Annotated in this window: 29 protein-coding genes and 1 pseudogene; 14 read left to right on the plus strand and 16 right to left on the minus strand. The window is 49.4% G+C overall.

Annotated elements, in window-relative coordinates:
• The first annotated feature begins 102 nt into the window (after positions 1-102).
• Entirely contained in the window at positions 103-489 is a 387-nt protein-coding gene (locus LC431_RS00810) for a hypothetical protein (protein WP_223509142.1), read from the plus strand.
• Positions 490-1412: 923 nt separating this feature from the next.
• The gene (locus LC431_RS00815; RefSeq protein WP_223509144.1) at positions 1413-3089 is read left to right on the plus strand and encodes a hypothetical protein; all 1677 of its coding nucleotides are present in this window, start codon (positions 1413-1415) and stop codon (positions 3087-3089) included.
• A gap of 118 nt (positions 3090-3207) precedes the next feature.
• Here LC431_RS00815 and LC431_RS00820 read toward each other — a convergent pair whose 3' ends face one another.
• Positions 3208-4239: a phage portal protein gene (locus LC431_RS00820; protein ID WP_223509145.1), complete on the minus strand. Its 1032-nt coding sequence runs from the start codon at positions 4237-4239 to the stop codon at positions 3208-3210.
• 1 nt (position 4240) lies between these two features.
• Positions 4241-4405, minus strand: a pseudogene (locus LC431_RS00825) (terminase); the annotation flags it as partial.
• Between LC431_RS00825 and LC431_RS26370 the strand changes: the two are divergent.
• The 7 genes from LC431_RS26370 to LC431_RS00860 all read left to right on the plus strand — a co-directional run bounded on the left by LC431_RS26370 (position 4395) and on the right by LC431_RS00860 (position 8727).
• The gene (locus tag LC431_RS26370) at positions 4395-4457 is read left to right on the plus strand and encodes a tail fiber assembly protein (RefSeq protein ID WP_223509213.1); all 63 of its coding nucleotides are present in this window, start codon (positions 4395-4397) and stop codon (positions 4455-4457) included. The pseudogene LC431_RS00825 and the gene LC431_RS26370 sit on opposite strands and share 11 nt — an antisense overlap.
• Positions 4458-4664: 207 nt before the next feature.
• Positions 4665-5834 carry a phage tail sheath protein gene (locus tag LC431_RS00835; RefSeq protein ID WP_223509147.1) on the plus strand — a complete coding sequence of 390 codons (1170 nt, stop codon included), beginning with the start codon at positions 4665-4667 and terminating at the stop codon, positions 5832-5834.
• Positions 5835-5847: 13 nt separating this feature from the next.
• Positions 5848-6357: a phage major tail tube protein gene (locus tag LC431_RS00840; protein ID WP_223509149.1), complete on the plus strand. Its 510-nt coding sequence runs from the start codon at positions 5848-5850 to the stop codon at positions 6355-6357.
• A gap of 58 nt (positions 6358-6415) precedes the next feature.
• On the plus strand, positions 6416-6697 hold the full coding sequence (locus LC431_RS00845; protein WP_223509150.1) for a phage tail assembly protein: 282 nt from the start codon (positions 6416-6418) through the stop codon (positions 6695-6697).
• 32 nt (positions 6698-6729) lie between these two features.
• Entirely contained in the window at positions 6730-6852 is a 123-nt protein-coding gene (locus LC431_RS00850; protein ID WP_223509151.1) for a GpE family phage tail protein, read from the plus strand.
• Positions 6845-8188 (plus strand): contractile injection system protein, VgrG/Pvc8 family, encoded by a 1344-nt coding sequence (locus LC431_RS00855; RefSeq protein WP_223509152.1) that lies wholly within the window; start codon positions 6845-6847, stop codon positions 8186-8188. The genes LC431_RS00850 and LC431_RS00855 overlap by 8 nt, the downstream gene beginning before the upstream one ends.
• Before the next feature lie 317 nt (positions 8189-8505).
• Positions 8506-8727: a DNA-binding transcriptional regulator gene (locus LC431_RS00860; protein ID WP_112151099.1), complete on the plus strand. Its 222-nt coding sequence runs from the start codon at positions 8506-8508 to the stop codon at positions 8725-8727.
• 1669 nt (positions 8728-10396) lie between these two features.
• Here the strand turns inward: LC431_RS00860 and tssD are convergent.
• The 13 genes from tssD to cueO all read right to left on the minus strand — a co-directional run bounded on the left by tssD (position 10397) and on the right by cueO (position 19510).
• Positions 10397-10888: a type VI secretion system tube protein TssD gene (gene tssD, locus LC431_RS00865; RefSeq protein WP_013576956.1), complete on the minus strand. Its 492-nt coding sequence runs from the start codon at positions 10886-10888 to the stop codon at positions 10397-10399.
• 1 nt (position 10889) lies between these two features.
• Positions 10890-11390, minus strand: coding sequence for a hypothetical protein (locus LC431_RS00870; protein WP_013576957.1), 501 nt, complete (start codon positions 11388-11390; stop codon positions 10890-10892).
• On the minus strand, positions 11387-11746 hold the full coding sequence (locus LC431_RS00875; RefSeq protein WP_013576958.1) for a tlde1 domain-containing protein: 360 nt from the start codon (positions 11744-11746) through the stop codon (positions 11387-11389). The genes LC431_RS00870 and LC431_RS00875 overlap by 4 nt, the downstream gene beginning before the upstream one ends.
• Positions 11747-12157: 411 nt before the next feature.
• On the minus strand, positions 12158-12694 hold the full coding sequence (gene hpt / locus LC431_RS00880) for a hypoxanthine phosphoribosyltransferase (protein WP_013576959.1): 537 nt from the start codon (positions 12692-12694) through the stop codon (positions 12158-12160).
• A gap of 214 nt (positions 12695-12908) precedes the next feature.
• Entirely contained in the window at positions 12909-13436 is a 528-nt protein-coding gene (locus LC431_RS00885; protein ID WP_223509154.1) for a hypothetical protein, read from the minus strand.
• Positions 13437-13440: 4 nt separating this feature from the next.
• Entirely contained in the window at positions 13441-13593 is a 153-nt protein-coding gene (locus tag LC431_RS00890; protein WP_157962109.1) for a hypothetical protein, read from the minus strand.
• Positions 13586-14359 (minus strand): DNA-binding transcriptional repressor, encoded by a 774-nt coding sequence (locus LC431_RS00895; RefSeq protein ID WP_013576960.1) that lies wholly within the window; start codon positions 14357-14359, stop codon positions 13586-13588. Before LC431_RS00895 ends, LC431_RS00890 begins: the two co-directional genes overlap by 8 nt.
• Positions 14360-14438: 79 nt before the next feature.
• Complete coding sequence (gutM, locus tag LC431_RS00900; RefSeq protein WP_013576961.1) at positions 14439-14801, minus strand: transcriptional regulator GutM; 363 nt, start codon at positions 14799-14801, stop codon at positions 14439-14441.
• A gap of 86 nt (positions 14802-14887) precedes the next feature.
• Complete coding sequence (srlD, locus tag LC431_RS00905; protein ID WP_013576962.1) at positions 14888-15667, minus strand: sorbitol-6-phosphate dehydrogenase; 780 nt, start codon at positions 15665-15667, stop codon at positions 14888-14890.
• A 22-nt stretch (positions 15668-15689) separates the two neighbouring features.
• Positions 15690-16052, minus strand: a complete 363-nt coding sequence (gene srlB / locus LC431_RS00910) for a PTS glucitol/sorbitol transporter subunit IIA (RefSeq protein WP_013576963.1) — start codon at positions 16050-16052, stop codon at positions 15690-15692.
• Between the two features lie 9 nt (positions 16053-16061).
• Positions 16062-17051 carry a PTS glucitol/sorbitol transporter subunit IIB gene (locus tag LC431_RS00915; protein WP_013576964.1) on the minus strand — a complete coding sequence of 330 codons (990 nt, stop codon included), beginning with the start codon at positions 17049-17051 and terminating at the stop codon, positions 16062-16064.
• A gap of 47 nt (positions 17052-17098) precedes the next feature.
• Positions 17099-17647, minus strand: a complete 549-nt coding sequence (locus LC431_RS00920; RefSeq protein WP_013576965.1) for a PTS glucitol/sorbitol transporter subunit IIC — start codon at positions 17645-17647, stop codon at positions 17099-17101.
• Between the two features lie 258 nt (positions 17648-17905).
• A complete protein-coding gene (gene cueO / locus LC431_RS00925) occupies positions 17906-19510 on the minus strand; it encodes a multicopper oxidase CueO (protein ID WP_217244618.1) in 1605 nt (534 codons plus the stop codon).
• A gap of 210 nt (positions 19511-19720) precedes the next feature.
• Here cueO and LC431_RS00930 point away from each other — a divergent pair, with 210 nt between their 5' ends.
• The 5 genes from LC431_RS00930 to yddG all read left to right on the plus strand — a co-directional run bounded on the left by LC431_RS00930 (position 19721) and on the right by yddG (position 24281).
• Positions 19721-20068 (plus strand): YacC family pilotin-like protein, encoded by a 348-nt coding sequence (locus tag LC431_RS00930; protein WP_013576967.1) that lies wholly within the window; start codon positions 19721-19723, stop codon positions 20066-20068.
• Between the two features lie 214 nt (positions 20069-20282).
• Positions 20283-21158 (plus strand): polyamine aminopropyltransferase, encoded by an 876-nt coding sequence (gene speE, locus LC431_RS00935; RefSeq protein WP_013576968.1) that lies wholly within the window; start codon positions 20283-20285, stop codon positions 21156-21158.
• 28 nt (positions 21159-21186) lie between these two features.
• Positions 21187-21981 carry an adenosylmethionine decarboxylase gene (gene speD / locus LC431_RS00940; RefSeq protein ID WP_013576969.1) on the plus strand — a complete coding sequence of 265 codons (795 nt, stop codon included), beginning with the start codon at positions 21187-21189 and terminating at the stop codon, positions 21979-21981.
• 430 nt (positions 21982-22411) lie between these two features.
• A complete protein-coding gene (locus LC431_RS00945) occupies positions 22412-23287 on the plus strand; it encodes a hypothetical protein (protein WP_015690452.1) in 876 nt (291 codons plus the stop codon).
• Positions 23288-23390: 103 nt separating this feature from the next.
• A complete protein-coding gene (yddG, locus tag LC431_RS00950) occupies positions 23391-24281 on the plus strand; it encodes an aromatic amino acid DMT transporter YddG (RefSeq protein WP_217244619.1) in 891 nt (296 codons plus the stop codon).
• Here the strand turns inward: yddG and yacL are convergent.
• Positions 24271-24636, minus strand: a complete 366-nt coding sequence (gene yacL / locus LC431_RS00955) for a protein YacL (RefSeq protein WP_013576972.1) — start codon at positions 24634-24636, stop codon at positions 24271-24273. The genes yddG and yacL overlap by 11 nt on opposite strands.
• Between the last annotated feature and the right edge of the window lie 18 nt (positions 24637-24654).

Here is a 24654-nt window from a genome sequence, read left to right on the forward strand (position 1 = left end):
CTTCAGATAGTAAAAATCTTGGTGACTAAAACATTAGATTATTCTAGGCTATTAAATAATGCACGCACAAAAAAAGGATAAAAATGAATAATTATTTCTTAATTGGAAAATACTTTACCTGAGCGTGCACTATCAGACATGCAATTTAATATAAAACTCGGATTAAAAGATTCAGGTTTTACAGGAGAAACTAAGATTAGTATTATCCTCAATCAAATTATCGTCAAGATAATAACCCATGAGAAAAGTGACATTATATTCTTAAGAAGAATAGTAAAATCCATGCTTGAAAATGAGATGGCTAAGTTAGCATTTATTCGTGGTTTTAATTACTCTGTAGTTATAGAACGTGGCATCGATGAAGAAACGGAGGAAAATTTTGTGTTTGGTAGTGATTATCCATTAAGAAACATCGCAGTTACTCAAGAAGATATAGATAAAAAGTTAACTTTCCTTAGGAAAAAAAAGATTGGGAAAGTGGAATTTTAATAAATCGCTGTTTAAATGACTTAAGATCAGCCCTTACTAATCTTGATAATGCTCCATTCTTTTGCTTCCATGCTCTTGAGTCTCTTCGTAATCATTATGCACATAGAAATAAAATTGCTCCCACAGATAAAATCTAACAATGGGGAAAGTTTAGAGAGATTAATTCAACTCAACGCGAAGATTTTGAATATTTTGAAACATGGCCTGACTGCCTTCGGCATGGTAAATATGCTGTTTTGAACCGTGAGCAAGAGTTAAGCGTTATTAATAAAGCGTGGACTATAGCAGAATGATATTTTCAAACGCTCCTCCAGTAAAAATTTAATTAAATTAGCCTAAATATTTAAGGTTAAAAGATAATGTCCTAAAAACCATAATCCCAACATTCATCTTTTTAATCCTCTCTTAAAATATCATAAGTCCTTTCTTTACCATCTTACTAGGTGTTCGAGCAGATATGATGAGGTTGCATGTAGTAGTTGCATGATTTTGCATATTCAATAAAACATCGCAAATCGCCAAATCTCTCCTATGGCTGGGCTTGTTGCCGTTTGGTGCATGCATTAAAAACATTGAACCAAGTCAAAAGCGGGCAGGCGGGTAACATTGCGCGCGCGGAGCTGTTGAGTGGCCAAAATTGCTCCTCTTCCAGGCGCTGAGGTGTTTTCTTTATTGGTTGGTGCTCAGCTACGGGGCGCACAGCGCGGATCTGAAGCGCTTGGACAGCTTGTAACGCAAATTAAGTAAAATGTGAGTTGGTGCTAATGTGCTGCTCTTGACAAGAACTGCAATTTCTCGACTTATAAGTTGTTAAGTGATAGAAAAAGACTCGCCATCAAAATATAAGTAGCATTATCTGAGCATCAATTACTAAACTTCCACTTCTTTATTTTTAATAACGTTGATTGTTTTCTGGAGAGCATATGGATAGTTATCAGAATGAGGAATACATAAGTGATTTAACTGATCGAGTATTCCTTATTAAACAAGAGCTTGAAGCGGGTAAAATTAAAATCGCTACGCACTTGATTGATGGGTTTGTTGCCAGCTTTGAAAAAGTACGTCTACGAGATGACGGAAAAGTTGATCCTTCAACAGTTGATGGCAGAATTAGAGCGATGGGATCGGCTATTAATCATTTTGTTGAACGTGAGAAAACAAAAAGCAATTACTCAATAATAGATCTGCAAAAGGCTTACTTTGATATCCTCTTTGCTAATTTCGGTGATATATTTAGAATTATGATCGATAGCGGTGATGAGCCGTATAAATTAGCTAGTTTTTTCTCAAAAAAGACTGATTACGCACAGCACATTTATGATGTTTTCCCTGAATTTTTCGCTCAGATTAAAGAGTTCTGGAGTGTTGCATCCGATATTGGGGTTATACATTTACAAGATGGCTCCCAGCTAAAGGCTAATTTTTCTGGAGATTTGTTTCCTTCCTATAGCGAAAATGCTGTGTCAACAGCAGGCCTTTATGTTGATACTATCTCGTTACCTTGCCCTATATTACGTGTTGGACGGTTACATGCCACTGCTGATAAATCAGAGTTCACGAGATTACTTCTTAAACATATCCTCTCGTGTATGACATACAGGGATATGGCTCTTGAGGAAATAGAGCCTGCGATTGTTTTAATCTTACCTGATAGGAGAGATTTTTCTGAGAATAACATCGAACACTTAATGGCCGCATGTGAGCCCTATGTTCTAGCTCATGCACAATATCTATACGACCGGAAGTTCGAAAATATTGATGATTTTCGTGAATTTAGCACTACGCTAGTTGGTGTAGAGCAAGTGTTAAAAAATCTCAAAAGGCCTGACAGGCTTATTTTTGATACTGAATGGGGCGGTGATGCTAAACATCAATTAACGAAACTTTTATCTGACCAAGACCGACTCTCACGGAAAGTTGTGGGTGATCATGCGGGGATGGAAGTGTTTTTTAATAGTTGTGGCCGAATGCCTCAAGCTTATTCAGCAAAACGTAATGCGCAAGAACTTGGTAGTACTCCATATATAAATGCTGAAACATCATGGCTTTATTATACGTGGTTAATTGAGTACGAGTCCCAAAAATTTGATATTAATGATGTTGAGTTAAAAAATATGCATATGGTTCACGCGTTAGCAAATGGTATGCAAGATGGTTTTTCATGGTTAGGTAATGTACCTACGAATAAAATAATCGAATTAAGACGCAATCATCTCATGGAGGAAATCAGGGGGGTATTATCTAGTGGCGTGGATAGTTTGATTCACTCTTCGGCTGTTGATTATTCAAAAACAACACAGCAAGTAGTCGATAATATTGATAGAGCATTCATAGAACATCAGAGAGTAATAGCTAAGGCTAAGGCAGAAAAGTTAAGAATCTATGGCCTCGATGTGCTGCCGTGCGTTGCTAATGGTGCGATAGCAATTGCAGGTGCGTTAACTGGTAATGTTGCTTTAGGGACTATAAGCGCTACTCTGGGGGTTTTCGGTCTCCCTAGTATTGCAGATATTAAGTCAAAGTTTAAACAAAGGCAGGAAAGACTTGATGCATACAAAGGCTCGGTAACTGGTATTCTGTTTAGCCATAAGTCAGACTGACATATTTTCACTGTGATACTTATATCCCTTTCCCTTGTTCAAGGGATTGCCTGAGACGATTTAATCTGGGGCAGTTATTTGCAGTTAGTAATGCCCCATAATTCGGGGCGTTACTAATCTATTCTGGGGCTAACGTATAAGAAGTAAACCTAATCACCTCTTCCCCAAACCACGCATTCAACTCCTTAAATCGTTCCTGCAACGGTGTCAGCTCATTCCTGACAAACACCTGAGACGCCTTAACCGAATCACCAAACCCGCCGCTGTTCTCCGGAATGATACCCATCATCTGCGGTGGAACGCGGTGCGCGCACAGCAAATCGTTCTGGCTGGCTTTCTTAATATTAAAGAAATCGTCCTTGGTCGCGACTTCGCTCAGCGGCAGAATCTTGATCCCATCCGGCTTGCCGTTCGGCGCGTACATGAACAGGTTGCGGAAGTTGCCCAGGCCTTTCGTGTCGCGCATCGCTTTGCGCATCTGATCGATGTCCGAGCTGCTTTGTGCTGCATCTGTCATGTAGAGAATATATCCGGCGTGCGCGCCGTTCTGGTAATACTTACGGCGGAACAGCGTGGCGGCCTCATTCAGCCAGGCAGAGTTCAGGGCGCTGAGGTATTCCGGCAGGCCGTACAGTTCCTGATTAATGTCCGGTTCAATCAGATGAAACACGCTCCCAGCTTCGAACTGATGGGCATCCTTCCACTGCTGCACAAACCAGTAAGTATCTGGCTCAACCCCCCGGCGGGCATATTTTGCAGGCACGGTTTTCATCACCACGGCGTCGCCGAGCTGGTTGCGGATCACTTCCAAAAACGCATTCCCGAACACCAGATAATCCAGGGCAAAGCGGCTGAACTCCTGCTGTGACAGCAGCGGATGCGGGATATAGGTCGAGGCCAGAATATTACGCTTAACGTATAGCGATGAACTGTGATGCACCGCTGCCCGCAGCGTACGAGCCAGGCCGTCAAAGCTGACCGGCGGCTCATACCACTGGCCGTTACCGGTGCATTCGATGTAATCCAAAATTTCACGGCGGTCTAATACCGGCGTCGGGTCGCCAAAGCTGAACGCCTCTGCGCCGCCGGTCTGCTGCGCTGTGGCGGTGACTGCTGTTTGTGCCGTCTTGCGGAATTTGCGCTTACTCATATTAATAAAACTCCAGGATGTTAGGGCTTTGGCCGCCGTTCGCGGCGGTCAGTGGTTCGTTAAGCAGGGCGTGCATGATTGCCCAGGCGACATCAGCGTGGCTGGCTTCCTCACTGCGACTGGCTTCGTAGGTGGAACGGCTGCCGCTGGCGGTCATGGTTAACCGGCTGGATTTGTCTGCCGCGCCGGATGTTACCTGGCCTGAAATCCCCGCTTAATTCATGTAATTCATGCCCCGAAAGGGGCTTTTTTGTATCGAGCACAGTCATATCTGACCATGCAGGACATAACGTTTTCGGTACCGCATAGACAGATGTGACTGTGCTGCAGCCACGTTGTGCCATTGTTCAAACATCCCTCCCGCCGTGCCTGCGCGTACACAACACGCGATGATTGACGTCACCCCAATCACAGGAAAAAACACCATGGCTGATTATCATCACGGCGTGCGCGTTGTTGAAATCAATGACGGCACCCGCGTTATCTCCACCGTTTCCACCGCCATCATCGGGATGGTTTGCACCGCAGAGGATGCGGACGCGGCGACCTTCCCGCTGGATACGCCGGTGCTCATTACTAACGTGCTGACCGCCGCCGGTAAGGCCGGTAAAACCGGCACGCTGCGCGCCTCCCTGATGGCTATCGCCAACCAGGCTAAACCGGTTGTTGTCGTGGTACGCGTCGCCCAAGGCGAAACCGAAGCGGAAACCACCTCTAACATCATCGGCGGTTCAGATGAAACCGGCATGTATACCGGCATGAAAGCCCTGCTGTCCGCCCAGACTGAACTCGGCGTAAAGCCGCGCATTCTCGGCGTGCCGGGTCTGGATAATCAGGAGGTCGCGACGGCGCTCGCCGCCGTCTGTCAGCAATTGCGTGCATTCGGCTACGTCAGCGCCTACGGCTGCAAAACCGTGTCCGATGCCATCAAGTACCGCGATAATTTCAGCCAGCGTGAGCTGATGGTGATCTGGCCGGATTTTGTATCCTGGAACACCACCACCAACGCCAGCGACATCGCCCCCGCCACCGCTTATGCCCTCGGCCTGCGTGCCAAAATCGACGCGGAAACCGGCTGGCATAAAACGCTTTCGAACGTCGGGATCAACGGCGTCACCGGCCTGTCTGCCAGCGTCTATTGGGATTTGCAGACCCCCGGCACCGATGCCGACCTGCTGAACCAGGCGTGCGTCACCACCCTTATCCGCAAAGACGGCTTTAAGTTCTGGGGGCAGCGCACCTGCTCGGATGATCCGCTGTTCCTGTTTGAGAACTACACCCGCACCGCGCAGGTGCTGGCGGACACGATGGCGGAAGCGCACCTGTGGGCGATGGACAGGCCAATGACCCCGACGCTTATCAAGGACATGATTGCGGGCATTAACGCCAAGCTGCGCGAAATGAAAACCGCCGGTCTGATCATTGACGGCACCTGCTGGTATGACGCGGAAGCGAACACCGTTGAAACCCTGAAAGCAGGCAAGCTGTTTATTGATTACGACTATACGCCGGTGCCGCCGCTGGAAGATTTAACCCTGCGTCAGCGCATCACCGACCAATATCTGGCGACGTTTGCCACGGCCATCAACAGCTAAGAGGCGCTAAAACATGGCACTGCCTAAGAAACTGAAATACCTGAACCTGTTTAACGACGGGAACAGCTACCTCGGCACGGTCAGCGCGCTGACGCTGCCGAAACTGACCCGCAAACTGGAGAACTATCGAGGCGGCGGCATGACCGGATCGGCCTCGATTGATTTCGGGCTGGACGACGACGCGCTGAGCTTTGAGTGGACGGTGGGCGGGATGGATGAACTGGTGCTGAAACAGTGGGGTGCAGTCGATGCCGTGCCGCTGCGCTTTGCCGGTTCCTTCCAGCGCGACGACTCCGGTGACACCTCCGCCGTGGAAGTCACCCTGCGCGGACGTCACAAGGAAATGGATTTCGGCGAGTACAAACAGGGCGAAGACACCGAAACCAAGATCACCACCCAGTGCACCTATTTCAAGCTCACGATTGACGGCAGAGACGTGATTGAAGTCGATACCGTGAACATGGTGGAAATCGTCGGCGGCGTTGACCGCGTGGCACAGCACCGCAAAAACATCGGCCTGTAACCCGTAACCCGCGCCGGACACCGGCGCGAAACCTCACCTTTGAAGAAGAGACACCGCTATGTCAGAACACAATGAAAATGTCGTTATCCTGGAAGAGCCGATCAAGCGCGGCGACACCCTGATCACTCAGATTGAAATCATCAAGCCGAACGCCGGACACCTGCGCGGGATTGGCCTGGCGGCGCTGGCGAATGCCGACGTTGACGCGCTGACCGTCATTCTGCCGCGCATTACCGTGCCGAACCTGACCGCGCAGGACTGTAAAAGCCTGAACCTGCCCGACCTGATTGCGCTGGCCGGTAAGGTGATCGGTTTTTTATCGCCGAAGTCGGAACAGTAAAGCTTCCCCCTACCCTGACAGTTGATGATCTGATGGCAGATATCGCGGTGATTTTTCACTGGCCGCCGTCAGAACTGAACCCGATGACGCTGACCGAGCTTTGCGGCTGGCGTCATAAGGCCATGCAGCGCAGCGGAGCCACCGACATTGAGTAACTTAAAATTAGAGGTGTTGTTAAAGGCGGTTGACCAGGCGACCCGCCCGTTTAAATCGGTGCAAAACGCCAGTAAGGCGCTGGCCGGAGAGATTAAAAATTCGCAGACCACGCTCAAAGACCTGAACGCCCAGGCCGGGAAGATTGACGGCTTCCGTAAATCCAGCGCACAGCTTGCCGTCACCGGTCAGAAACTCAACGCCGCCAAAGCGGAAGCGGCGGCGCTGGCGATCCAGTTCAGAAATACCGCCAGCCCGACCCGTGCACAGGCGCAGGCCATGGAGTCCGCGAAGCGTACCGCCGCGCAGTTGCAGACCCAGTTCAACGGGCTGCGGCTGTCGGTGCAGCGTCAGCGCACGGAACTTACCCAGGCGGGCATCAGCACGCGCACGCTGTCTGACTCTGAGCGCCGCCTGAGAACGTCCATCAGTGAAACCACCGCCCAGCTCAACCGTCAGCGTGAATCACTGGCACGGGTGACCATCCGCGCCCGCAGTGCGGACTATCGCGGCAGCCTGAACTCCCGCCGCGACAACTCCTATCACAACACGACCCTGGAAGCGGTGGTGTCTGCCGTGGCAGCGCGCAACAACCTCAAGCCCGCCGTTGCCGAGCCTTTCAGGGGCGTCCCGGTGTCGCACATCGACCAGACCCAGGAAACAGACGCGAAATTTATTACCCGCCTGGCGGAGCTGAACGGCGCGGTTGTCGCCATCAAGGCGGGCAGATTACTGTTTATCAAACCTGGGGCGGCAAAGACGGCCAGCGGGAAGCCAATCCCGCAGATGACGATTGTCCGTAGCGACGGCGACGGGCACACGTTCAATATTGCTGACCGTGGGGCATACACCGGCGTATCGGCAAGCTGGCTGCATACCAAAGACCCGAAGCCAAAAAAGGTGAAGGTGCAGCGGAAGCCGAAAGTGCAGTATCTGCGCGCCCTGCAACATCCGAAGGCAAAGAAGACCAGCGCGAAAGTGCAGAAAACGCCGGAGGCGAAAGAAGGGGATTACCTGGCGGGCAGCGATGAAAACGTGTTTACCCTCACCACCATCTACGCCACGCAAAAGGCCGCCATGCGCGCAGCCCAGGCGAAATGGGACAAACTCCAGCGCGGTGTGGCCGAGTTCTCGATCTCCCTGGCTCGCGGGCGGGCGGATTTATTCCCTGAAACGCCGGTTGCCGTGTCCGGCTTTAAATCCGTGATCGACGCGCAGCCGTGGATAATCAGCAAGGTGACGCACAGCCTGGGCGGCAGTGGATTTGTGACGACGTTGAATCTGGAGGTGTTGCTGTCTGATGTGAGTTATGAAGCGATCGGGGACGATAGGTTGTGAATGTTTAGGCTAATCTTCATGATGAGCGTATAAAACATGCCTAAAAACAGTAGTATATCCAAAACACCACTGGGAAGAGTGCGTATATAAGAAGGCAAACCCAAACGGCCTTCATAAACCAACGGGCACGACGCCAGATGTAACGTTCCCTTTCGTTAGCGTCACGAATAGCGCTTTGTATATCGTCCTGATTTGTCATCTCGTCTGCCTTGGGGAATTTGTCACCTGTTATGTAAAACACTGTAATCCCCGATGTATGTTTTCAGCAATAACATATAATGATTGAATATGATTAGAATGATTACATGGTGATTATTATGATGCACTGCCCGAAATGCCAACACGCAGCACACGCACGCTCCAGCCGTTATCTGAGCATCAACACCAAAGAACGCTATCACCAGTGCCAGAATATTAATTGCAGCTGTACATTCAAAACACATGAGTCGATTGCTGACATCATCGTTGAGCCAGGAACTGTTCATGCTGTTCAGTTGCATCCAGACAAACACAGTCAGCAATCCCTACAGATGCACTAATGAAAAAGCCCCGAAAACGGGGCTTCATTTGTCGATGTGGTCAATGCGTGGACACTGAAATGAATAAATCCATTTAATTCATATATTTAACATCGTTTTCTAAGGCACAAAAATGTGCCTTTTTTAGTGCCTTTTTATTACTCAGCGCCGTTCAACAGTATCTGAACCTGTCAGTCCGATGTTCTCAATTGTCGACGGAGATATAAGCACGCACCAGAATAGCGCATCGTTGCTTCTGCCCCTGACCCGGAGGTTTTGACCGCAAAAAGCCTCTCCGGCGCGCCCCGGCGTTCTGCCAATAACTGCGGGTTGACTAAAAGCTCAGTCACGGAGAATCGACGCCTGTCGGTGTTCAACGCAGGGAGAGGAGATTAGTATCACTTGTATCTGTCCAGAAAATCTAATCATAAACAAAGCCCTGAGTAAGTATTACGAAACAAAAATGAGTTTAAATGACACCGGATGCCAGACAAGCGACCAAATAATGTGTAAATAAGAACAATGTCTTGTTCTCTCAGCACATGGGGAGTCAGAAACATTAGCGTATGAGCTTTTTCCAATTCCTGGCCTGTTCTTTTCGCTACCCCTGCCGATTTTTATTTCAGCCGCATCAAGAAGCAGTCAGCAAGGTATTCAATAAAAATTCATATGGCATGCTTACTAGGAAATGTCTTAGCCATAATTTATATTATAAAACCCATCCCCTGTTCAGATAAGGGTTGTATATAGAAATTCAAAATAAGAACAATCTTGGTAAAAGGAGTCATTACTAAAAACTAACAGACCCCCCACATATTCACTTACGGTTTGCAAGAAAAATCCCCTTGCTAATTTCAAAAGAAATTATGTAAAGTACACTCGAGATAAAGAGTAGTAATTAAGATAATAAAATCAAATAAATAACATTAAGCAAGAATTCATACACAGCAAAAGTCAGTCCGAGAGGTTTACGTGAAAAGTAATCATGTTGATGAGCATGCTACATGCGGATTCTGTGATAGTAAATTAAAGGAAAACAGTACCCTATGTCCTTATTGTGGTGCTGAAATAATCATGGCCTATATTGACAGACCTACGAGGAAGTTAATTTTATATTTGCGGATCATCTTGATTTTTATTTCAGCTCTTTTAATCCTGTTACTCTACCAAAACTATAACTTTGTTAATCTATCTGTCATTTTAGCGATACCTTTATTCTTACTTGCCTGGGTTATGCCATGGTTATTTTTCAGAATAAAAAATAAGGATAACTATATTTGGAGGAAAAAGAACCCGCTGATTTAGTTTAAAATATTTTTTTGTAATATAAGGCACTGAGGTTATAGCACTATGATTTAGTTACCTCCTCTTTCTACCCTCTTACTTTATTCAACCAGGCAACATTTTTGCAGACGCAGAGGTCGCTTTGAGCCTGAAATCGTAACGACGGTAAATGAGGAGGTTACTTGAAGTTATTTTCCTGGGAAAACCGCTGCATTCCAACCCCGGCTTTATGGAGAAGAACTGCATGCAGTACCCGCAAGGATTTTTTACATCGAAGGATAATGTCGATGTGGTCAATGCATGGATACTGAAATAAAAACCATTTAATTCATGTCATTAATATCGTTCCCTGAGACAAAGAATAGGTGTTTTTTAGCGAGATTTTACGTCGTCATCTGCGTACTAACTATACCGTCGCCCTTTCGTTCCAGGCATCAGTGTGTTGAATATTTCCATCAAGATAAAGCCAGGTAATTTTCTGATAACGAAATTCTACGATTTCCATATGATTAAATTTTTCTTTTGCGGGATCTTTGATATCGAACATCACGGGCATTAGGTTAACGACTTTCACGTTTTCCAGCAGAATAGTAAAATACTCCGCCTCTTGTCCTGCATCGTTGATCCGATAATATTTCAGTTCTACGCGCTTCAGCGCTTGCCCCATAGAAAGGGCTTTATAGAGATAAGGTGAAGACGAATCGATTTCTTTTTCTATCAGAAATGGGAGATGCCGGCGGGTGCCGGTGAATTTACCGTTATGGTTATCGGTCGGAATATGTACACTGTGATGCAGCCCTAACACTTCCACGCTGTATTCACGGCCTTGAATGTCAATACCTCCCTTAATAATATTACCGCTATCATCATACAAAAACATATAAACAGGAATGCCCATATTAGTTATCCTCAACAAATCCGTTTGATTGACCAATAGTCTTAACAATAGTATCGATACACGCTTTGCTGTTCGAAACCTTATAAAGAGCCTGAATAGCATTAACGATATATTGATTAAATTCCGGTTCTTTGATGCTATAAAAGGGTAAAGCGCATACGTTATCGGTACTGAAGGGTAAAACCTCGCCTTTAAGAAGGGAGAGCACACCCGCTGGGTTATGTGGAATGGCCGTGGCAGCTGCAGTAGCAAGAGACTCCGCCGAATCAGCATCACTACCGGGCGCTAATAATGCGGCCACGTCCAGCCAGTTTTGTTCACCACTGCCTATTTTAGTCAGCACATACTGCCATTGGGATTCATCATCTTTGTATAAATCAGCGATAACTGCCTGAGCCCCCCGATTTTTTATCTGCTGAGTTAACTGCATGGAAGTTATTTGCATCGTGGCGACTGCCGAAAATGAAAACGTTAATAAAAAAGACAGTAAAATTTTCATCATCTGACCACCAGAATCGTGTCACCGCTATTCATGATTTGTTCGCGATTACGTACGCCATCAATAATGATGCAACCATTCGATGCATTGCGTCCGCCACTCCTTGAACCGCCATGGATTCTGAACAGGTCTCGCCCATACGTATTAGTCCCCAAAATAGGTTCCAAAATAATGGTGACAGGCGTAACAGTATTATGCGCTCCTGTTATACGATAATAACCTTTTGGGATTGGACCCTGGCTGCTCACAGACTCCATAGCTGGATTATTTATTCCTGCACCATGTCCGCTATAGCCCTGTTGGAATAGTTGTCCGTTATGCTTCAATTCACCGCTGCTTTGATTATATTCCCACGTCATAATATCCATCCTTGTTTAGTTAATCATGGTGACTTTGTTTGAGACTTTATGAATCAATCATAGATATCATGAATATAAGCCATCGACATCACCCATGAAATAGTGTCATGCATCATTCATATTGATTTCGTTAATCTTCCTGAAGGTTTTCATTTTTTATAATTTCATCCCTGGTGAGTATTCTTTAGTTATTCGCTCAGTTAACAACTTGAGCTTATACAAAACTATAATAATAAAAGCTATGATTAAAAATAACCTATACCTAAAAAGCATAATTTTCAATTTTAATTTTACCGGGCATACAACAGATAAGTTGAATAGATTATTTATTATTTGAAATGAATATAAAAAAACGGCCTCCAAATCTGAAGGCCGTTTTTAATTAACTGCTGTGCGGGGCGCAGCCGAACTTTACTCGTCCAGCATCACAACCTTACCAACATACGGCAGATGGCGATAACGCTGGGCGTAGTCGATGCCGTAGCCGACAACGAATTCGTCGGGGATCGGGAAACCGACATATTCAACTTTTACGTCCACTTCGCGGCGCTCGGGTTTATCCAGCAGGGTACAAATGGCCAGAGATTTCGGGCCACGCAGTTGCAGGATTTCACGCACTTTGCTCAGCGTATTGCCGGAGTCGATAATGTCTTCGACGATCAACACATCTTTACCGCGAATGTCTTCGTCGAGATCTTTGAGAATCTTAACGTCGCGGGTGGTAGACATGCCGTTGCCATAACTGGAGGCAGTCATGAAATCCACTTCGTGCGGCACGTCCACGGCGCGACACAGGTCAGCCATAAACATGAAAGAACCGCGCAGCAATCCAACCAGCACCATTTCGCTGCCGCTGTCGCGGTAGTGTTCGGTGATTTCACGGCCCAACTCGGCAATTCGGGTTTTGACTTCCTCTTCGGAAATCATGACGTCAACACGATGTTTCATATAAAGACTAACCACCTGATTTAAGAATACTTATCGCTGTTTTTCAGAAAAACAGCGACCATATAGTGGAAAGGATTATATCAAAGAACCCGCCGATGAGTAACGCTGGTGTCAGCTTCCTGTGTAACCGGGTCAGCTAAACTTAATCATTAGATACCGCGATATTTTTTATCCCAAAAGCACCATTTTTCAGATACATAACCAGTGCATTCCGTCATTGAGCAGGCATCTGGGCACCCGTAGGGGAAAAGGCAGAGGTTTTAAAGGCCGTTGCCCGAGAAAAACTATGGTTAACAAGAAAACCAGGCTTATCGCCATTTAAAGAGGTCGACGTTGTTTTCATCTGAGCAAAATTGTTATTGATTTTAATGAGAACAAAACCTAATGAACTTTCTTTAGAAAAACCTGATTCCAAAGCAACCGCCATATGATGTGTCATTCCTGCGGGCCTGCTCTTTAAAAAATCAGGCATGCTTGAGCGCCCCCATTTTTCTCCCGCAGCCCCGGAAGCATAACGGTTCATTCCTTGCTGAGACTGGTTCGTAAGTGTTTGCTCATTTAGATGTCCCATTGAACGATCGAAAACATTCACCGGAACGAGTGAAATCATTTTTTTGCACGTATCAAGTACCCCGATAAACCATTGGCCTGGGCTGGCTGATTTCCAGTCAATCAAACTCCTGTCGATATAACCCAGACACGAGGTACTACAGGAAAAATACTGCGGATTAATTGTTTGCATGTGTTTATCTGGTCTGAAAAATACGGTTAATGATGTCGACAGCATATGTCACCGTTTCCCGGACGCTGCGGAAATTATCATCCGGCCGCGTCCGTAACCGGCGGGTTTCTTCAATTTCCAGCGTTTTACATGCGTAATTCAGTAATGCGTCACTCATCGTCTTCCCCGACCAGAATAATGCGGATCCCCAATTTTTCGATGGCATCGCGGTATTGGCTGCTAAGCCCGCTGTCGGTGATCAGCGTATCGACCTTGCCTAAGTGGCACACCACATTCGGGCTTTTGCGGCCAAATTTTGACGAATCCACCAGCAGGAAAATACGCTCAGCCGCTTTACACATCGCCTGACTGACGCCGTGAACTTCGTTGAATGTGGTAACACCGCCGTCGAGATCGACGCCATCTGCGCCGATAAACAGTTTGTCGAAATTGAATTTATCAAACGCGCTTTCGGCCAGACTGCCGTGGAAGGAGGAGGATTTTTTGCGATAGGTGCCGCCCGGCATCAGGATGGTCTGGTCATTATCCAGTTCCACCAGCGCATTGACGATATGCAGGCTGTTGGTCATGACGGTGATGTTATTAAACTGACTGAGGAAAGGCACCATCTGCATCACGGTGCTGCCCGCATCAAAAATCAGCGAGTCGCCGTCCTGAATTTCCTGAATAGCTGCGCGGGCAATGCGCAATTTTTTTCCGGTATTAATGTGGGTTTTACGGTCGATAGGCTGGTCGCCTTCTTCACGGCTGAGCACCACACCGCCGTAAGTGCGGATTACTGCACCCTCTTCTTCCAGCAGGGTGAGATCTTTGCGGATAGTGGTGCCGGTTGTGGCGAAATGCGCGGCGAGATCGTCCACCGCCGTCTTTCCAAATTGCTGTAAATGCTCCAGTATCGCCGCCTGCCGTTGCTTAGGTTTCATCACGATTTTCGCTCAAATTTTAAGATAAATTCACAGCCATCATTCTTTTTGAAAGATAATAGCTTTTAAAGTGAAAATATCATGATTTCGGTTCAATCGCTAATGATAGTGCAGTTTGAATATTCGGATCTTTCGGGAAGATCACACCTGTCATCAATTGTTCCCGGCTCATGCCATTAAGCGACGTTACCGGCCGGGGGCGGGCGAAAATCGTCAGGCCGCGCAGTAAAAAGCCGTCACAGACTTTTTCTTGTTTATCGAAAGCCAGCGCCAGTACCACTCTCGGTTTGAAACGTCCGCCGGAACGCCCGACGCCCACATTTCCCTGTAAACACAGTCTGTCGAATGCCCGGTTAAAGCGCTGTAACTGCCACCAGCCGAGCGCGATTTGTGCCACCCAGGCCAGCACCGCACAGAATATTAATGCCGCAGTCGGGGTCATCATTTTCTCCTTAACATGATGTTGTTAATAACATGATGTTGTTAATGACAGAGTAATCCGCCCCTGCATAACAGAGGCGGAGCACATCAGAACATCACCTGTCCGCCGGTGATATTGATCGACTGACCGGTACAATACGAGGCTTTATCGCTGGCATAAAACAGCAGCATATCCAGCACATCCTGATAGTCGCACCCGCGTTTCAGAGGTACTTTATCGATGTAATACTGCTCGACTTCATCGGCCTGAATGCCCAGTTTTTTGGCGTATTGCGGTAATAATGACTGGAACATCGGCGATTTGAGTAAATTGCCCAGCATCAGCGAATGCACGGTAATACCGTACTCTGCCAGATCCAGCGCCAGAGACTGTGTCAGCCCCACGCCGCCGAATTTGGCCGCGCTGTAACCGGCATTATGTTTGCTGCCCACTTTGCCGGATTTGGAGTTGATCTGAATAATGCGTCCCGGAATACGGTCGCGGATCATCAGGCGCGAAAACTCACGGGCGCAAAGGAAATATCCCACCAGATTGACCTGCAACGAGAGATCAAAGTCGTTGAGGGCAAAATCCGTGATTGGCGATGCCTTCGCCATCCCTGCGCTGTATACCAGTAAACTGACCCTGCCGAACGTCTGATCCACCGCTTTCGCCAGTTGTTCTACGCTGGCTTCATTGGTGGCATCGACTGCAAATCCGAACGCCCTTTCCTCGCCAAACTGCCGGTTAATCTGCTCTGCCACCGATGCGGCATTCTTCTCATTCAAATCCGCCACCGCCACGCGATAGCCGGATTCAGCCAGCCCCTGACAGAGAAATGCGCCCAGCGTCTGCCCCCCGCCGATCACGACTGCAACCTGTTCCATAACTGACTCCTGACTCTGATAGTTAATCGATAAATTTCAATACGCTGCCCAGCGGAATATCGTCGGGCGTGGTGCCTTTTACATGTACGCTGCCGGGAAACTCAGCCTCGGCACTGCCGTCAAAACGCAGGGTGATATGCCCCAGCTCGCGCAGATTTTGCATCGCCACCTCTCCCACGGCGGTCACCGGATAACGCACATCAGCCAGTTCCATATACGCGCCACGATGCAATTCCCCTTCCATTTTCCCGGGCTGGTGAATGAAGCAATAATCCTGAATATCCGCTGGTGCCCCTTCACGGAAGGTGATCAGCATCTGGTCGGTTAAGGCTTCACGGGCGAAATCGCCGATTTGCGTAATAGTGGTTTGATAAATGGTTTGCACAGTGACTCCTTACTGGTAAATGAAAGCGGAAGCGGCCCAGGCGATAAGTACCGTCGGTGCGCCGGTCAGAAAACGGCTGACCAGCACCGAAGGCACGCCGACGCGCACGGTGTCCTGTTTGGCTTCGGCGAGCGAAAGTCCGACAGGAATGAAATCGCACGCCGCCTGAGCGTTGATGGCGAAAAGTGCAGGCAGCGCCAGATGTGGCGGGATATTGCCCAGCCCGATCTGCACCCCCACCAGCACGCCGATAACCTGCGCGATCACCGCGCCCGGGCCGAGGAAAGGAGAAAGCAACGGGAAGGAACAGATCAGCGCCAGCATCACCAACCCGACGGGGCTTTTCGCCAACGGCGTCAGCCCGTGCGCCACCAGATCACCCAGCCCGGAGGCCATAATGATGCCGATCAGCGCCGCCACGAACGCCATAAATGGCAGGATGGTTTTGAGCACGGTGTCGATGGTGTCGCGCCCGGCCTGGAATAAAACGGCTACGCCGGAGCCCATCCCCATCCCGACTTTCGCCAGCAGGCCGTCGCTTTGTTCGGTAATTTTTTTAGTGGTGTCGTAGTCGCGTCCTGCCGCAGCCGGTGCGGGTTTAGCCGCTGCGCTTACCGGCTCAGCCGCCTCTGCGCTTTCCAGCACGATGTCATGCTCACGGACACCGGAAACATAAATGTCTTCGGTAATAAATTGTGCCAGCGGGCCGGATTTACCGGTCGAATGGATATTAACCGTCGGGATGCGTCGCTTTGGGTAGATGCCGCAGCGCAGCGTGCCGCCACAGTCGATTACCGCCACACCGATTTCCTCTGCCGGTGGCTCACCTTCTTTAAAACCGTCTACCGTTTCCCAGCCGGTCAGTTCTGCCAGCTTGTCGACAATCGCCGGGCGCGTGCCCGCCGTGATATACATCACTTTTTTGCCGGGCACCGCCTCAATCAGCAACGGACCACCCCAGCCACCTTCACCCCGGTTAATGCGAATCGTAACGCTCATTTTCTGCTCCGCTTTTTAGAATTTGACCTGATTAGAATTGAACCTGATTACAACTGAACCTCACGATCAAGCTGAATGCCCATCTTGCGTTCAAAGATGCGGGTGGTGAGATCCGTTACCCAGCCGCGGAAGAAGTTAGTCACCATACCGACCAGGAAATAACTGACGGCCAGCGGCCCGAGCGGTAATCCCAGCGTGGTCAGTCCGCTGGCAACGCCGAGATACACAAACAGTTCGCCGGGGTTAATATGCGGGAAGAGTCCGTTCATGGAATGGCAGCTGTAGGAGCCTGCGGCGTAATAGCTGGGTTTGTAGATTTCAGGCATAAAACGCCCGAGGCTGAGGGTCATCGGATTGCAGAAAACAAAGGTGCCAATCACCGGTAACAGCAGATAACGTGAAACCGGATTTCCGGCACAACGCTGCGCCAGACGTTCGATCCGCCGCTGTCCGACAAACACGATCAGCGCGTTCATGACGACCAGCAAACTAATTAAGAGAGGCAGAATGCCGGTGACCATGCCGACAAACACCTCTCCCCCTTTTTGAAACAGGCCGATAAACCACTCGGCACCGTGCGTTATTACATCGATCATCATCTTCTCCTGTAGGGATACGTGGGTTTAAGCTTTCATGTTTTGTTACTCCACGCTGAAAATATAATCATATTGAATTTATATTAATTATATATTGATCACATTTTGAAAGTTTAATCTTTCAAATTGAAAGATAGATGTTCGAAGGAGTAGCACAGGCAAAGAAAGAAACGGGAGGGAAGGGAAAGAGGCGGGCCGGAGGATCGCCCCCGGCCGCTGATTTTTAAGAAATTACAGAAAGGAAAGCAGTAAACCGGATCACGCGGATACCGTAAAGCCGAGCATCATGCCGGTGTCTTCGTGTTCCAGCAGATGACAGTGCGCCATGTAAGCATGTTGTTTATCCGCCAGATGATTAAAGCACACCAGCACTTCGCTGCGGGCGCCTTCAACGCGCACGATGTCCTTCCAGCCCTGACGATGGGGCGCGACCGGCTGACCGTTTTCAGAAAGAATACGGAACTGTGTGCCGTGGATATGGAAAGGATGCAGCATCATGTCGCCTTCGCCCGAAAGGGTCCATTTCTCATACTGGCCTTGTTTCACATCGAAAGCGGGCAGGTTCATGTCGTAGGCTTTGCCGTTAATTTTGTTGCCCTGCATGAAATCATAACCACCGGACGATTGACTCATGTCCATTCCTGCCATACCGCCATGACCGTCGTGACCGGAACCGGACATACCCGGCATTGCGGCCATCCCGCCCCCGCCGTGATCCATGCTCATGCCGGCCATCGCCTTGTGGCCATAACGTTTCATCAGCGCCGCCATACCCTGCTGATCAAGCTGCGGATCCATCATCAGTTGCAGCCAGCGGGTCGGCAGATTATCCACTGACACCAGCGCCGGAAGCGGCACCAGCGTGTCCGGCAATGAACTGCCGCTTTGGGTCAGCGTCGGCTGAATGCGTAACACCGGCAACGGTTTGTCGAACGGTGCCAGCGTCATGCCCATTTGCTTCACCGGCAGCGTGACCAGATCAAAAGCTTTGCCGTCGCTGCAATCAATCAGCACTTCAAAACGCTCGCCCATCAGCAGCGGCAAATCGCTGACTTTCACCGGCTCAGGCAGGAAACCGCCGTCACTGGCGATGACATACATCGGCCGCTGATCGCTGGTGGCGATGTGCAGCGAACGTGCATTACAGCCATTGAGTAAACGAAAACGTACCCAGCCACGGGAAATTCCGTGCTGCGGATACACCGCGCCGTTGGTCAGCATGTGTTGCCCGAACCAGCCGACGGCGGCGGTCATGACGTCCATCTGATAATCGATTTTACCGGCGTCGTTCAGGCGCTTATCCTGCAAAATGACCGGAATATCATCCACGCCCCAGCGTTTTGGGATCTGCAACAGATCACTGCTTTCATCTTCGATCAGCACCAGCCCGGCGAGCCCCATCGCCACCTGATAACCGCTGGTCTGATGCGGATGCGGGTGGAACCAGCAGGTCGATGCGGGTTGATCAAGTTGCAAACTGACTTTGCGATTCTGGCCGGGTTCGATTAATCCCTGCGGCCCGCCATCCACGTCACCGGGAATTTCCAGCCCGTGCCAGTGAACGGTGCTGGCCACATCCAGCCGGTTATTGATGGTGACGCTGACCGGTTTCCCACGACGGATACGCAACGCGGGGCCGAGAAGATTACCGTTTACGCCCCAGGTTTCAGTGTTCACGCCGGGCAGAAACTGGCTCTGCCCGCGCTGTAATGTGAGCGTAATGGCGCTGCGGATATCCGGTTCGAGCAATGCCGGGATGGGCAATGCCGGGCGGTCAGCGGCGAGCGCGAAACGGCTCCAGCCGGGCAGCATACTGGCGGCGCCCATCAGGGTCGTCCACTTCACGAAATCGCGTCGGTTCATTTTTCGGTCCTTTTGAAGGGTGATAACCAGACAGATGGCGCAGGCGTGCCATAATAGTACGACAGCCTATTCCTTCCCCTAAGGGGAAGGTCAAGCGGTTCAGCGGTAAAAGAAATTTGGTGCCGCTCAGTGCAAATATGGTAACGTCCTTTTAACTGCCTGTGAGCCAAGTCCTTCTGACTTTCAATCTACAAGAACAAGAACACACCCATGAAAAAAACAACACTGTGTTTGTTATTACTGTCGCTGCTCGGTTTCTCCTCCGCCAGTCAGGCGCTGAGTGAATCAGAAGCGGAAGATCTGGCGGATCTGACGGCAGTCTTCGTTTATCTGAAAAATAACTGCGGTTACGAACAACTGCCGAACACCCAAATCAAACGGGCTATCGTGTTTTTCGCCCAGCAAAATCGCTGGGACCTGAGCAATTACAACAGCTTTAACATGCAGTCGATGGGCGAAGAAAGCTACCGTGATCTGAGTGGGATCGCCGTGCCTAAACCGACAAAATGTAAGTCTCTGGCCCGCGACTCGCTGAGTTTACTGGCCTACACCAACTGAATCCTGTCAGCCGTTTTTCAGCCGTGAGCTCCGTCATTCTGATGCCGGAGCCTGTTTGCTTTCCTCCCTGTCCCCCGATTTTTCGCACCACGCCTGCCTCGTCTACACTTAATCTACATTTACCTGTCTGAAATTCAACCGTGCATGGACAGGCAGAGTTAGCTATCATGTGCGCCCATTTTTATGGCTGCGATTGATCAGGAGAAACAACGACATGTCCCGGAACTCGTCATCCAAAGAAATATGGTATGAGACGCTGCACGCCCATTTTGGCCAGTACTTCAGCGTCGATAAAGAGTTATACCGAGAGAAAACCGATCATCAGGATCTGGTGATTTTCGAGAACGCGGCGCTGGGTCGCGTGATGGCGCTCGACGGCGTGGTGCAAACCACCGAGCGTGATGAATTCATTTACCACGAAATGCTGACCCACGTCCCGTTGTTCGCCCACGGCAGCGCCCGCAAGGTGCTGATCATTGGTGGCGGCGACGGCGCAATGCTGCGCGAAGTGTCTCGCCACAAAGGCGTGGAGTCGATCACGATGGTGGAAATTGATGCCGGCGTGGTGGAGTTTTGCCGCCAGTATCTGCCCAACCATAATGCCGGTTCTTATGACGATCCGCGTTTCAAACTGGTGATCGACGACGGCGTGAACTTCGTTAATCAGACCACTGAAACCTTCGACGTGATCATCTCCGACTGCACCGATCCCATCGGTCCCGGAGAAAGCCTGTTTACGTCGGCATTCTACGAAGGTTGTGCCCGTTGCCTCAATCCGGGCGGCATTTTCGTGGCACAAAATGGCGTGTGCTTCCTCCAGCAGGATGAAGCGGTGAACAGCCACACCAAACTGAGCCACTATTTCAGTGATGTCAGTTTCTATCAGGCCGCGATCCCGACCTATTACGGCGGCATCATGACCTTTGCCTGGGCGACCAACAGCCCGGAATATCGCCAGATTGACAGCAAAACCTTGCAGGCGCGTTTCGACGCCGCAGACATAACTTGCCGTTATTACAATCCGGCGATTCATCACGGCAGCTTTGCCCTGCCGCAATATTTACTGAATGCCCTGTCAGCCGCACGCTGATACAGCATCCATAAGGGGGTGAACTAAATTGCAAAAGCTGAAACTGCATGGCTTCAACAACCTGACCAAAAGCCTGAGTTTTTGTATCTACGATATCTGCTACGCCAAAACCGCAGATGATCGTGATGGCTACATTGCCTACATTGACAAAGAATATAACGCCAACCGTTTGACGGAAATTCTCACCGAAACCTGCTCCATTATCGGTGCCAATATCCTCAACGTGGCGCGACAGGATTACGAACCACAGGGCGCCAGCGTGACGATTTTAGTGAGCGAAGAGCCGATGGACCCGCGTGATGTCGATACCACCGAGCATCCGGGTCCGTTGCCGAATTCCGTGGTCGCGCATCTGGATAAAAGCCATATCTGTGTGCATACCTATCCGGAAAGCCATCCCGAAGGCGGGCTGTGTACCTTCCGCGCTGACATTGAAGTCTCGACCTGTGGCGTGATTTCGCCGCTGAAAGCGCTGAACTATCTGATTCATCAGCTTGAATCCGACATCGTCACCATCGATTACCGTGTCCGGGGTTTCACCCGCGACGTGAACGGCGTTAAACACTACATCGACCATTCCATCAATTCGATTCAGAACTTCATGTCGCAGGATATGAAAGCACTGTACGACATGATGGACGTCAACGTGTATCAGGAAAACATCTTCCATACCAAGATGTTACTGAAAGAGTTCGATCTCAAACATTACTTGTTTAATGCCAAACCGGATGAACTGAGCGCGCAAGAGCGTAAAGAAATCACCGATTTGCTCTACAAGGAAATGCAGGAAATCTATTACGGCCGCAATCTGCCGTCAGTCTGATCAGAGCTGAATAAAGGAAAGGCCGGGCATTTTTGAAATGTCCGGCCTTTCTTTTGTATAGACAAATTCTGATATTGAATATTCCCCCGCCTGAAACTCAATAAGCATTACTTAAGTAAAATATATTTACATGGATGAATACCCGCTATACTCCTTAAGACAAATTAATATCAAAACAGTCATTAAATCTTTATTTAAGCTAAATTTAACGATGAAGGATCTGTTATTTAAGCCAAATTAAAGAAATAATATACAGATATTAAGTCAAACAAAATTGTTATATAACCAATAATTTAGCTTATGGCAGATCAAAAGATCGCTTTTTTACTAAAAACAGATAAATAACTTTAATTATCCCCCTCCTGACATTAGCATCCCCTCATTGCTTACTAAGCAACCAGCTCCATCCACCCGTAAGTAGAAATAAAACATGAAAATGATTAAATTAAAGACCGTATCCAGCTTGCTGGTCGCGAGTTCTTTATTGGTTTCCGGGGTTTCCCGGGCCGGGGAAAGTTTGTTGAGCAGCAATACCGAAGGGATGCGGCACTATGTGAGTTATGGTGCCGAATATTACAAGTGGGACGAATCCGTCAGTAATATGGACGGTAAATATGTTGCTGAACATGGCCCGCGCCTGCGCGTTAATTTCGGATCCAATAACTATCTCGATACCCAAAGCGGCTTATTAAAAGCCTGGGACATGAGCGTGATGTTCGGGATCGTCCGTTATAAAGGCAGTACGCTGGACGATCAGGCCAACGTGCCGAACGGCTCGCTGAAGGGCAAAACCTATTACACCGGCTACAGCGCGGACATGACCCGTGGCTACCGTTACCGGGCATCCGACAGTGTGTCTTTCGATATGAAAGGCGCTGTCGGCGGCCAGGCGTGGGTGCGAAATATCCGCTCTGACGATGTGTATATTGCCTCACAAAACACCACCCGGCAGTACACCGCCGTTGAAGTGTCTTTGCAGCCTTACGCCAAAGCGTCACTGGGGGCGAACTGGCAAATGACCGCAGATTCACGTCTGAGTCTGGAAGGCGGTGCGCTGTATCCGATTAAAACCTGGACGCACAGCAATCAGGGAGGGGTCTGGCTGGAGCCGAAATCCAGGCTTTCGCCATTTACCAGCCTGACCTGGAATATCAACAAAGATGTTTTTGTGAAAGCCAGTTATGTGCATCAGAAATACGGCAAGTCGGACGAGAAACAGGGTGATCTGAACGGACGCACCGTTGGCTATTATCAGCCCGCGACCACCACTTCCACCGTGGGTCTGGAAGCCGGTTTCTACTTCTGATGATTTCAGACAATAAGCGCCTCTCAAGCGGATTGTTCCGGTGTAAATAACCGGAACAATCGCTTATCTTAAAAGTCTCCTTTTCCAGAGGCTTACCTTTCTTATGGATCGTTTTGCAACACTGTCTGGCGTTCTCGCCATTTTATTGTGGAGCATGAGCGTGGCGCTCACCCGCAGTTTGTCCGAATCTCTGGGGCCTTTTGGTGCGGCCGCCTCTATTTATACTGTCAGCGGAATTTTAGTCTGGATGGTCGGCGGCAAACCGTCTCTGCGTGGTGAATCTGCTGCATATCTGATCATCTGCGGTCTGCTATTTATCTTTTATATGGTGGCATTTTCACTGGCGATCGGTCTGGCGCATACCCGTCAGCAAACGCTGGAGCTCGGGCTGGTGAATTATCTCTGGCCCAGTCTGACGTTGCTGTTTGCGGTTCCGCTGCTGAAATTACGTGTCCGCTGGTGGATCTGGCCGGGCGCGGTGCTGGCATTTGCGGGAGTGCTGTGGGCAATCAGCGGCGGTCACGGGTTGGATATTCACCAGATGATGCGCAATGTGCGCGGCAACCCGGTGGCCTACGGTCTGGCACTGGGCGCGGCCGTGTCGTGGGCACTGTATTCCAATCTGGTCCGCGTATTGTGTAAAGGCAAAGGCGTGCTGCCGCTGTTTCTGCTGGCAACCGGCGGCGTACTGTGGGCGCTTTACTTCACGTATTCCTCCAGCCGTATCAGCCTGACATTACCTGCCATTCTCGAATTACTGGCGATGGGCGCGGTGACCGCGGTGTCGTATCAGTGCTGGGATATTGCCATGAAAAAAGGCAATACGACACTGGTGGCCGCGCTGTCATATTTCACGCCGCTGTCATCGATTCTGATTGCCGGATTGTGGCTGCATACGTTGCCGGGCGCCAGTTTCTGGCCGGGCGTGCTGATGGTGGTCGGCGGTTCGCTGCTGTGCTGGACCGCCTCGCGGGGCAAGTCACTCAGCGGTTAGTCATCACGAAAGAACGGTATTTGGCGAGGACTTGCAAAAAGTCCTCGACGCCGCAAAACGCCAGACTCTCCTCGTCGTAATAACTCATCCCTTCTTCAATCTCATCGCCGTCGAAATCCAGCTGATTGGCACGGATCATCACTTCATCGTCGGCTAACAGCAGCGTGTATTCATGGCCGGCCATCTGCGTCTGGCGTTCGCTGCCCTTCAGATCGCTCAATGCCGCTTCGACGTTATCGAGCACGCTCAGGTCGCCCTTCACTTCTTCATTCAGCCAGTGACCAAGCACTTCATGGCCCATTGAAAAACGCACTTTGACCTCACCGGTGATGTCGCGCAAAAAATCGTAATCCATGGTGCAGTCCTCTGAAAA

The sequence above is a fragment of the Rahnella sp. GSA61A genome (genome assembly GCF_019969905.1).
Lineage (GTDB): Bacteria > Pseudomonadota > Gammaproteobacteria > Enterobacterales > Enterobacteriaceae > Rahnella > Rahnella aceris.

Coding starts and splice junctions, on each gene's coding strand:
- LC431_RS00850 (WP_223509151.1), top strand. CDS start 6,730: ATGGCAGATATCGCGGTGATTTTTCACTGGCCGCCGTCAGAACTGAAC.
- LC431_RS00895 (WP_013576960.1), bottom strand. CDS start 14,359: ATGAAACCTAAGCAACGGCAGGCGGCGATACTGGAGCATTTACAGCAA.
- LC431_RS00820 (WP_223509145.1), bottom strand. CDS start 4,239: ATGAGTAAGCGCAAATTCCGCAAGACGGCACAAACAGCAGTCACCGCC.
- tssD (WP_013576956.1), bottom strand. CDS start 10,888: ATGGGCATTCCTGTTTATATGTTTTTGTATGATGATAGCGGTAATATT.
- hpt (WP_013576959.1), bottom strand. CDS start 12,694: ATGAAACATCGTGTTGACGTCATGATTTCCGAAGAGGAAGTCAAAACC.
- LC431_RS00835 (WP_223509147.1), top strand. CDS start 4,665: ATGGCTGATTATCATCACGGCGTGCGCGTTGTTGAAATCAATGACGGC.
- cueO (WP_217244618.1), bottom strand. CDS start 19,510: ATGAACCGACGCGATTTCGTGAAGTGGACGACCCTGATGGGCGCCGCC.
- srlD (WP_013576962.1), bottom strand. CDS start 15,667: ATGGAACAGGTTGCAGTCGTGATCGGCGGGGGGCAGACGCTGGGCGCA.
- LC431_RS00915 (WP_013576964.1), bottom strand. CDS start 17,051: ATGAGCGTTACGATTCGCATTAACCGGGGTGAAGGTGGCTGGGGTGGT.
- LC431_RS00920 (WP_013576965.1), bottom strand. CDS start 17,647: ATGATCGATGTAATAACGCACGGTGCCGAGTGGTTTATCGGCCTGTTT.
- LC431_RS00840 (WP_223509149.1), top strand. CDS start 5,848: ATGGCACTGCCTAAGAAACTGAAATACCTGAACCTGTTTAACGACGGG.
- speE (WP_013576968.1), top strand. CDS start 20,283: ATGTCCCGGAACTCGTCATCCAAAGAAATATGGTATGAGACGCTGCAC.
- LC431_RS00870 (WP_013576957.1), bottom strand. CDS start 11,390: ATGATGAAAATTTTACTGTCTTTTTTATTAACGTTTTCATTTTCGGCA.
- LC431_RS00875 (WP_013576958.1), bottom strand. CDS start 11,746: ATGACGTGGGAATATAATCAAAGCAGCGGTGAATTGAAGCATAACGGA.
- LC431_RS00885 (WP_223509154.1), bottom strand. CDS start 13,436: ATGCAAACAATTAATCCGCAGTATTTTTCCTGTAGTACCTCGTGTCTG.
- yddG (WP_217244619.1), top strand. CDS start 23,391: ATGGATCGTTTTGCAACACTGTCTGGCGTTCTCGCCATTTTATTGTGG.
- gutM (WP_013576961.1), bottom strand. CDS start 14,801: ATGACCCCGACTGCGGCATTAATATTCTGTGCGGTGCTGGCCTGGGTG.
- LC431_RS00860 (WP_112151099.1), top strand. CDS start 8,506: ATGATGCACTGCCCGAAATGCCAACACGCAGCACACGCACGCTCCAGC.
- LC431_RS00815 (WP_223509144.1), top strand. CDS start 1,413: ATGGATAGTTATCAGAATGAGGAATACATAAGTGATTTAACTGATCGA.
- LC431_RS00930 (WP_013576967.1), top strand. CDS start 19,721: ATGAAAAAAACAACACTGTGTTTGTTATTACTGTCGCTGCTCGGTTTC.
- LC431_RS00945 (WP_015690452.1), top strand. CDS start 22,412: ATGAAAATGATTAAATTAAAGACCGTATCCAGCTTGCTGGTCGCGAGT.
- yacL (WP_013576972.1), bottom strand. CDS start 24,636: ATGGATTACGATTTTTTGCGCGACATCACCGGTGAGGTCAAAGTGCGT.
- LC431_RS00845 (WP_223509150.1), top strand. CDS start 6,416: ATGTCAGAACACAATGAAAATGTCGTTATCCTGGAAGAGCCGATCAAG.
- LC431_RS00890 (WP_157962109.1), bottom strand. CDS start 13,593: ATGAGTGACGCATTACTGAATTACGCATGTAAAACGCTGGAAATTGAA.